6 protein-coding genes and 1 pseudogene are annotated in these 6,490 nt (G+C 64.6%); 2 read left to right on the top strand and 5 right to left on the bottom strand.

The genetic code is table 11. From position 1 onward, the window contains the following. Window positions 1–31 precede the first annotated feature (31 nt). The 5 genes from fliJ to fliF are packed head-to-tail and all read right to left on the bottom strand — an operon-like array spanning window position 32 to window position 5,616. Window positions 32–511, bottom strand: a complete 480-nt coding sequence (fliJ, locus tag VFW84_RS10505) for a flagellar export protein FliJ (RefSeq protein WP_329680407.1) — start codon at window positions 509–511, stop codon at window positions 32–34. Window positions 512–536: 25 nt separating this feature from the next. After that, complete coding sequence (gene fliI, locus VFW84_RS10510; RefSeq protein WP_329680408.1) at window positions 537–1,931, bottom strand: flagellar protein export ATPase FliI; 1,395 nt, start codon at window positions 1,929–1,931, stop codon at window positions 537–539. Window positions 1,932–1,963: 32 nt separating this feature from the next. Next, window positions 1,964–2,938 carry a flagellar assembly protein FliH gene (locus tag VFW84_RS10515; protein ID WP_329680409.1) on the bottom strand — a complete coding sequence of 325 codons (975 nt, stop codon included), beginning with the start codon at window positions 2,936–2,938 and terminating at the stop codon, window positions 1,964–1,966. After that, window positions 2,922–3,917 carry a flagellar motor switch protein FliG gene (gene fliG, locus VFW84_RS10520; protein ID WP_329680410.1) on the bottom strand — a complete coding sequence of 332 codons (996 nt, stop codon included), beginning with the start codon at window positions 3,915–3,917 and terminating at the stop codon, window positions 2,922–2,924. Before fliG ends, VFW84_RS10515 begins: the two co-directional genes overlap by 17 nt. A gap of 7 nt (window positions 3,918–3,924) precedes the next feature. Next, the gene (fliF, locus tag VFW84_RS10525; protein ID WP_329680411.1) at window positions 3,925–5,616 is read right to left on the bottom strand and encodes a flagellar basal-body MS-ring/collar protein FliF; all 1,692 of its coding nucleotides are present in this window, start codon (window positions 5,614–5,616) and stop codon (window positions 3,925–3,927) included. Window positions 5,617–5,829: 213 nt separating this feature from the next. Here fliF and fliE point away from each other — a divergent pair, with 213 nt between their 5' ends. Continuing rightward, the gene (fliE, locus tag VFW84_RS10530) at window positions 5,830–6,177 is read left to right on the top strand and encodes a flagellar hook-basal body complex protein FliE (RefSeq protein WP_329680412.1); all 348 of its coding nucleotides are present in this window, start codon (window positions 5,830–5,832) and stop codon (window positions 6,175–6,177) included. 132 nt (window positions 6,178–6,309) lie between these two features. Next, window positions 6,310–6,490 (top strand): annotated as a pseudogene (locus tag VFW84_RS10535) (MFS transporter); the annotation flags it as partial.

A 6,490-nucleotide genomic window follows, 5' to 3' on the forward strand; every position in this document is an offset into this window, starting at 1 on the left:
AAGGCGTTCAGGACGGCCTGCCGACAGGCCGTCAGGCGTGACCGCTGGGCAGGGTGGGCGCCTGCATGGGGGATGGGGAAGAAATCAGGCGGGCGGCCAGCTCATCCGTGGCCTTCTGGTCACGACGGCGCTCACGCAGGGCCAGTTCATCCTCGCGGCGCTTGAGCAGTTGATTGACGGCCGCGACCTTGCGCTCGCGCTCGATCAACTCGGAGCGGCGGCGGTTCATGGCCTGCTCGCAATGGTCGACGCGGCGCTGCTGCTCGTTCTCGGCGTCCGTCAGGCGGGTCATGAATTCCTGGTAGCAACGGATGATCTCGACACCGCCGCTCTGACGGAACTGGCCTTGCCAGCGCACCTCGTACTGACGGCGGAAATCATGCAGGGACTGCAGTTGCTGGCGCGCGGCCTCATGCGCCTTGCGGCTGCTTTCAAAAAGGGCCATGGCCTCATCGCGGGCCTCTTGCGCCTGTTCCAGAACGGCGATCAGGGATTGCTGCGGGCTGCTCACGGTTGGCTCCTGTCAATGCACTTGCTCATGACTGAACAATCTCACGCAACTGCCCGACGCTGTCGGTCAAATTAGCGGGTGTATGCATGTCTTGTTGAAGCATGGACACCATGTGCGGATGGGCCCGCACGGCCTGATCCAGATCGGGATCGCTGCCAGGGGAGTAGGCCCCCAGCTGGATGAGGTCCCGCGCCTTGCTGTAGCGTGACCACATCTGGCGAAACCGCCGGGATGCTTCGATGTGCTCGCGGCTGGCCACATTGGTCATCACGCGCGACGCAGAACGTTCGATGTCGATGGCCGGAAAATGTCCGGATTCCGCCAGGTCTCGGGACAGCACGATGTGGCCATCCAGGATGGCCCGGGCCGCATCGGCAATGGGATCTTGCTGGTCATCCCCCTCGGACAGCACGGTGTAGAACGCCGTGATCGAGCCATGGCCATTGAGGCCATTGCCGCTGCGCTCCACCAACTGAGGCAGCTTGGCAAAGCACGAGGGCGGATAGCCCTTGGTGGCTGGCGGCTCACCGATGGCCAGGGCAATTTCACGTTGTGCCATGGCGTAGCGCGTGAGCGAATCCATCAGCAGCAGCACATGCAGGCCCTGATCGCGGAAATGCTCGGCCACGGCGGTGGCATAGGTGGCGCCCTGCATGCGGGTCAGCGGTGGCGCATCGGCCGGCGCGGCCACCACGACCGAGCGGGCCAGGCCCTCTTCGCCCAGGATATCCTCGATGAACTCCTTGACTTCGCGACCACGCTCGCCAATCAGCCCCACCACGATGACGTCGGCCTGGGTGTAGCGGGCCATCATGCCCAGCAACACACTCTTGCCCACACCGGAGCCGGCGAACAGGCCGATGCGCTGCCCGCGCCCCACCGTCAGCATGGCGTTGATGGCGCGCACACCCGTGTCCAAGGGCATGCGGACGGGGTCGCGTTCCATGGCATTGATGGCACGGCGCACCAGGGGCTCGCTGCGCACATGGTTGAGGGGCCCACGCTTGTCCAGCGGCTCGCCCTGGGCGTTGACGACACGCCCCAGCAGGCCGCTGCCGATGGGCAGATGACGGGTGCGGTCCTCGCTGCGGCGCCAGGGATGGCTGGGACGCCCCAGTACAGGCGGATTGATCGGCAAGGCGCGGGGGACCACGCGTGCCCCGCTGGCCAGACCATGCACCTCGGCCGTGGGCATCAAGTAGGCTCGGTCGCCCGCAAAGCCCACCACCTCGGCCAGCACCGGTGTGGCCTCCAGGCGCATTTCGGAGTGGATCTCGCAAACGGCGCCCACTGGCAGCCTCAGGCCAGCGGCCTCCAGCACCAGACCGGCCACCCGCACGAGTTTGCCCTGGTTCTCCAGGGGCTGAGGGGCGCCAGCACAGGCATCCAGATCGTCCAGAAAACGACTCCAGCGGTTCATGTCGACGTCACGGCGTGCTCGCGTGGGCATGTTCACAGGGCACCTCCCATTGACGATCCGATCGAGTCCGCGTCATCCAGCCACTCGTTGTCGCCCTCGGGCAAATCAATGATCCCCGTCACCGGCTTGGTCGGCTGATCGCCCCACTCCAGGCGCATGCCCATGGCGGCAGCCGTGCGATGCCAGCGCGCCTCGACGCTGGCGTCCACCACGGCGATGTCGGATTCGACCAGACACCCGCCCTGGCTGATGTGAGGATCGGACACCGCACGCGCACCACGAGAGCTCAGGGATTCCTGCAGCACCCCGTGCGCCAGCGCGTAGTCCTCGGGATGCAGCCGCACCGTGACCTGTCGCGCAGAAATCAGGAGCGTGTTGAGCGCCTCTTCCGCCACAGCCACCACCAGCTCAGGACGCAAGGCAATTTCACTGCGCACCACCTGGCGGGCCAGCTCCAGCGCCACCCCGGCAATGCGGCCGGACAACTGCTGCTCGACCGACTCCAGCCGCAACTGCATGTCGGACACCAGCGCGCCAACCTGATCGCTCATGAAGGCGGCCATCTGAGCGGCCTGGGCCTGCTTGAAGCTCTCCAGGGCCGCCAGGCCATCGCGGTAACCGTCCTGATAACCAGCCTGACGCGCATCCTTGACCAGCATGTCGACGTCAGGCGGTGGTGGAGCAGACGCCTTCTCGGCCGCCTGGCGCTGGGCGGCCGCCTCAGGGCCCCCACCCACCTGCACACTCACGGGTGGCACCGTGCCAGCGGTGCGAGGCTCCGCCTGGGCACCCGCCACACCCGCGCGCACCGCAAACGGTGCCTTGTGCACCCCACCACCGGCGGGAGACTCGCCTGGTGCGCTGCGCTGCTGACCGGGATCTTCCAGCGACGCCGGATTCCAGGCGGCAAAGGAGCCCAGCTCCTCGCGGGGAATGAAGCGCGTGTAGTTGTTGCCACCCGGCCCCGCGGGCGCGCCGCCGGGAGGGGTCTTAGACGAAGTCATCATCCGCTCCGCTGCTCAACATGATCTGGCCTTCATCTGCCAGGCGACGCACGATCTTGAGCATTTCCTTTTGCTCGCCTTCGACCTCGGAGAGGCGAACCGGTCCGCGAGATTCCAGGTCTTCGCGCAGGGTTTCTGCCGCACGGCTGGACATGTTCTTGAACACCTTGTCGCGGATCTCGGGTGATGCGCCCTTGAGGGCGATGATGAGCGACTCGGTCTGCACTTCCTTGAGCAGGGCCTGGAAGCCCTTGTCGTCAAGCTTGATCAGATCGTCGAAGACGAACATGTTGTCCATGATCTTCTGTGCGAGATCACCATCGGACTCACGGATGTAATCGAGCACCGAGGTTTCCAGGGCCGAGCCCATCAGGTTGATGATCTCGGCAGCGGGCTTGACGCCGCCCAAGGACTGGCGACGGATCTGACTGCCACCGGCCAGCACCCTCGACATGACCTCGTTGAGGTCCTTGAGTGCCGATGGCTGAATGCCGTCCAGGGTCGCAATGCGGATCATCACCTCATTGCGATGACGGTCGCTGAAGAACTTGAGAACGCCCGAGGCCATGTCGGGATCGAGGTGAACCAGGATCGCGGCCACGATCTGCGGATGCTCGTTGCGCAGCAGCTCCGCCACCGAACCGGGGTCCATCCACTTGAGGCTCTCGATGCCGGCAATGTCGCTGCCCTGCAGGATGCGGTCGATCAGCAGATTGGCCTTTTCATCGCCCAGGGCACGACGCAGCACGCCCTTGACGTATTCATCGGTGTCCGACACCAGCGTACCAATCTCCACCGCCTCCGTGGTGAAACGATGGATCACCGTTTCCACGCGCTCACGCGGCACGGTCTTGAGCCGGGCGATGGTTTCACCCAGCCCCTGGACCTCCTTGGGCTCCAGTTGCTTGAACACCTCCGCCGCCTCTTCTTCCCCGAGAGACATCAGAAAGATGGCAGCGTCTTCCAGTCCTTGTTCATCCATGACAGCATCAATCCTTATTGACCCACGAGCGAACGATGTTGGCGACAGCGACCGGGTTCTCCTTGGCCAGCTTGCGCGCGGCATCCAGACGACTGTCCAGCGTCGGTGCACCCAGCGCGGGCAGGACTTCCTGGTCATTGCTCAGGCCAGGCAACTCCTGCGCGTCATCCACCACGGCGTGGAGTCGCTTGTCATCCGACGGAGGCGGCTTGGCCGCGTTGATGGCCGGGCGGATGGCACCAAAAACCACGATCAGCGCCAGCGCCGTCATGGCGCCAGGCACCACCAGCGTGCGCAGCATGTCCATGGTGTCAGGCTGCTTCCAGAAAGGCACGTCCACCACCTCATCCTTGACAGGCTGGAAGGGTGTATTGATGACCTTGACGGAATCCCCGCGCTGCTCGCTGAAACCAATCGACTCCTTGACCAGGGCCGTCAGCTTGTCGAGGTCTTCCTGCGACATCGGCTCGGTCGTGGTCTTGCCTTTGGCGTCGGTTTTCGTGATGTGGTTGATCACCACGGCTGCCGTCAGGCGCTTGACCGTTCCGGTGGCGTTGCGCGTCACGCGCACGGTCTTGTCCACCTCGTAATTGGTGACCGCATCGCGTCGGCTGTTGCCGCCCGCGCCCAGGCCATTCTGGGCTGCCTGCAGGGGCTGCGATGCCCCATTCACAGGGGCCGTGGCCGGTGTGGGTGGCTGATTGCTCATGGCACCAGGCACGCCCGTGGGCACCGCCCCCGAGCCCGCACCCACCTGCTCGCTGGTCTGCTGGCTGCGCACGGCGGCGCTCGCGGCATTCTGATTGGGCTTGAACTCTTCGGCCGTGGACTCCACCTGTGAAAAATCCAGATCGGCAGTGACCTGCGCACGCAGGTTGTCGCTGCCCACCACCGGCTCCAGCAGGTCGCGGATGCGCTGGGTGTAGTTGGACTCCATCTGGCGCACATACTGCAGTTGCTGGGCATCCATGCCACTTTGATCACCCGACTCGGACACCGCCGACAACAGCGCGCCCGACTGGTCGACCACGCTCACCGCCTTGGGCGACATCTCGGGCACGCTGGAGGACACCAGGTGCACGATGCCGGCAATCTGCCCCTTGTCCAGGGTGCGACCGGCATACAGGGACAGGATCACGGAGGCCGAAGCCTTTTGCTGCTCACGGAAAAAGCCGTTCTGGTTGGGCAGGGCCAGGTGCACGCGGGCGCTCTCGACCCCGGAGAGGGTCTGGATGGAGCGAGTCAGTTCCCCCTCCAGGCCGCGCTGAAAGTTCAGGCGTTCCTGGAACTGCGTCACGCCAAAGCGCTGGTTCTCCATCAGCTCGTAACCCGTCACCGAGCCCTTGGGCAGCCCCGCCGAGGCCAGCTTGAGGCGCACGTCATGCACCTTGTCGGCCGGCACCATGATGGAGCCACCGTCCACATGCTTGTAAGGCACGTTCATCTGCTGCAACTGGGCCAGGATGGCGCCCCCGTCCTTGTCGGACAGATTGGCAAACAGGATCTTGTAGTCGGCCTGCTGGCTCCACATCACCATGGCCACCATCAGGGCCAGGAGCACGGCGACACCGCCGCCCAGCATGAACTTGCGCTGCGCGGGCAAGGCCATCACCCGCTGGGCAAAGCCCGGCGTGGCGACTTGCAGCACGCCATCGGGTGCTGGGGCAAGGGCTTGAGGCTGAGGGATGGTGACTTCCATGAGGGCGATCTGCTGAGGGGCAGCGCATCGATGACTACACGATGCCGCAAACCCATTGGAACGGTCTCATTATTCGAGCGTCGAGCGGGCAAAAATGCCGCGAACAGCGAGCTAAATGCAGACCACTTCCAACCATAGGGACGACCTCACCCCCGCTAGCATGTGCAACGTGGGTGATGGACATCACGCCCTTTCAACCGGACTATCGGCACCATGGACCTGAAACTTAAGCCTTTCGACTTTGCACAGGCCGCCTCCCGGGCAGGCATGGCAGACGTCGCTCAGCGCGTCCAGGCCAAGACCGCCGCCAGCAGTGTGGGTGGCGTCGGCGGCGTGGAGTCCAGCTTCCAGACCTCCTTCTCCCAGGCGCTCAAAGGGATCAGCCAGGCACAGACTCAGGCGGCCACCATGCAGCGGGAGGTGCAGTTCGACAACCCCACCGTGAGCCTGGAAGAAACCATGATTGCGATGCAGAAAGCGCAACTGGGCTTCCAGTCGGCCGTTCAGTTCCGCAACAAGCTGGTTCAGGCATACACGGATATCATGAACATGCAGGTCTGACGACACGTCGAGGCACTCCACCGGAGCGCCCGCTCAGGCGCTGTCGACACCGGAGTGCCCGTGCCGCCCCTCACCCCACAGATTTCACCGACTCACAAGACCCCGCCCGCCCTGCCCCTTTGGCAGTTGCTGATGTGCGGAGCACTGGTCGTTACCCTCTCCATGGGCATCCGTCACGGCTTTGGCCTGTGGCTGGCCCCCATCACCATGGACCGGGACTGGAGCCGGGAAACCTTCTCCCTGGCCATGGCCATCCAGAATCTGGTCTGGGGTGCCGCCGGCCCCGTCGTGGGCTGGTGGGCCGACCGCAAAG

It is taken from the genome of Aquabacterium sp. (assembly GCF_036279655.1).
Lineage (GTDB): Bacteria > Pseudomonadota > Gammaproteobacteria > Burkholderiales > Burkholderiaceae_C > Aquabacterium.